General features: G+C 45.9%; 2 protein-coding genes and 1 pseudogene. All 3 read left to right on the top strand.

The genetic code is table 11. From position 1 onward, the window contains the following. The first annotated feature begins 28 nt into the window (after positions 1-28). Positions 29-625, top strand: coding sequence for an outer membrane lipoprotein chaperone LolA (gene lolA, locus BCT81_RS22775; RefSeq protein ID WP_102425948.1), 597 nt, complete (start codon positions 29-31; stop codon positions 623-625). A 93-nt stretch (positions 626-718) separates the two neighbouring features. After that, positions 719-2068 (top strand): replication-associated recombination protein A, encoded by a 1350-nt coding sequence (locus BCT81_RS22780; RefSeq protein ID WP_102425947.1) that lies wholly within the window; start codon positions 719-721, stop codon positions 2066-2068. 143 nt (positions 2069-2211) lie between these two features. Beyond that, positions 2212-2555 (top strand): annotated as a pseudogene (locus BCT81_RS22785) (serine--tRNA ligase); the annotation flags it as partial.

The raw sequence follows: 2555 nt of genomic DNA on the forward strand, positions 1-2555 counted from the left end.
GCCGATTTACCTTGTAACAGGACTATTAATGAAAAAAGTATTCGCACTTTTATTTATGAGCTTCTCAGTGTTTGCTTCTCCGAAAGAAGAGTTAAGTAGCCGCTTGGCATTGAACGCAGGGTTTAGTGCCGATTTTAAACAAGTGGTCACAAGCCCTGACGGTGATGTTGTAATGGAAGGTGAAGGCACGGTTGAAATTGCACGTCCAAGCTTATTCCGTTGGGAAACCACGTTCCCGGATGAAAACCTATTGGTCTCTGATGGGCAGAGTTTGTGGTATTACAGCCCGTTCATTGAGCAAGTCAGCATTTACTGGCAAGAGCAAGCGACATCGCAAACGCCTTTTGTACTACTTACACGTAACCAAGAAAGCGATTGGGATAACTACAATGTGGCGCAATCGGGTAACCAATTTACGTTAACACCGACGGCAGTTGACTCTAATCAGGGTGACTTCCAGATTAATATCAATGAAAAAGGCATTGTTCAGGGCTTTAATGTGATTGAACAAGACGGTCAAAAAGGTGAGTTTACCTTCAGCAATATGAACCTGGGTAAACCAGCAGCAGACCGCTTTACTTTTGTAGCACCGGAAGGTGTCGAGGTCGATGACCAAAGAAATTGATCGAAACAAGCCGATCGTTTGGTAGTACGTCGATAGGGTTGATGGATGTTGTTTCCATCAACTCGATGCCATCAAATAATCAAGAGATTGCAATTGAGTAATTACAGCTTAGATTTTGCAGGGGACGAAGATTTTCGTCCCCTTGCTGCTCGTATGAGACCAGAAACTGTAGAACAGTACATTGGTCAGCAGCACATATTAGGTCCAGGTAAACCCCTTCGCAGAGCCCTTGAAGCGGGCCATATCCACTCGATGATTTTGTGGGGGCCTCCTGGCACCGGTAAAACCACGCTCGCAGAAGTCGCCGCCAATTATGCTAATGCAGAAGTGGAGCGTGTCTCTGCCGTGACATCTGGCGTGAAAGACATTCGCATCGCTATCGAAAAAGCGCGTGAAAACAAGCAAGCAGGGCGAAGAACCATCTTGTTCGTGGATGAGGTCCATCGCTTTAACAAAAGCCAACAAGATGCGTTTCTGCCTCACATTGAGGACGGTACGGTTACCTTCATTGGTGCGACGACTGAAAACCCTTCCTTCGAGTTAAACAACGCTCTGTTATCTCGTGCGCGAGTGTACAAGCTGACTTCTCTCAATACCGATGATATTGCGACGGTAATTCGCCAAGCGATTGAAGATAAGCAGCGTGGCCTTGGTGATGTTCCTGCACACTTTGCTGATAATGTTTTGGATCGCTTAGCTGAGTTAGTGAACGGTGATGCACGAATGTCGCTCAACTATCTTGAGCTGCTGTATGACATGGCTGAAGACAACGACAAAGGCGAGAAGTCGATAACCTTACAGTTGCTTGCTGAAGTAGCAGGTGAGAAAGTCGCTCGCTTTGATAATAAGGGGGATATTTGGTACGACCTAATATCCGCCGTCCATAAGTCGATACGTGGTTCAAAACCTGACGCGGCCTTGTACTGGTCGGCTCGAATGATTGCGGCAGGCTGTGATCCGCTTTATATCGTTAGGCGCTTATTGGCGATAGCTTCTGAAGATATTGGTAACGCGGACCCTCGTGCTATGCAGGTTGCTATGTCTGCTTGGGATTGCTTTACACGCATTGGCCCTGCAGAAGGTGAACGCGCGATCGCACAGGCGGTTGTCTATTTAGCGTGTGCACCAAAGAGTAATGCGGTTTATACAGCTTGGAAGCAAGCCTTAACCGATGCTCATAATCTTCCTGAGTATGAAGTGCCTCATCATTTACGAAATGCACCGACAACTTTGATGAAGGACATGGGCTATGGACAAGAATACCGTTATGCTCATGACGAACCAGGTGCCTACGCGGCGGGTGAAAAGTATCTGCCTCCTGAAATGGGCGAGAAACAATACTATTTCCCAACAAAACGAGGCTTAGAGACCAAAATTGGCGAGAAGCTAGATTATCTGGCGGATTTGGACGCAAAAAGCCCACAAAAACGCTATGAAAAGTAGTCTTTTTTGGATATCTTTACCTAGTCATAAAATTCAGATTAAATCGTTACAAATTGGTTGAAATAGCACCAGTTTTAGGGGTTTAGTGGTGATTCAGTAGCCAAGCTACTGAATATTCAAATAACTAAAGCATAGGATTAGCAATGCTGGATTCTAAATTACTTCGAGCTGAGCTGGATGAAACAGCGGCAAAATTAGCACGTCGAGGCTTCGCCCTTGATGTAGAGACAATTCGTGAACTTGAAGAAAAGCGTAAGTCCCTTCAGATGAAAACTGAAGAGCTACAAGCGTTACGTAACTCTCGATCGAAGTCCATTGGTCAAGCGAAAGCAAAAGGCGACCATGAAGAAGCTGAGCGTATCCTTGCTGAAGTAGGCAACTTAGGCGCAGAATTAGACCAAGCTAAAGCAGCATTGGCTGAGCTTCAATCTGATCTAGAAACGATCACTATGTCTATTCCAAACCTGCCAGACGAGTCTGTGCCAGA

Source organism: Vibrio sp. 10N.261.52.A1, from assembly GCF_002876325.1.
In the GTDB taxonomy this organism is placed as follows: Bacteria; Pseudomonadota; Gammaproteobacteria; order Enterobacterales; family Vibrionaceae; genus Vibrio; species Vibrio chagasii.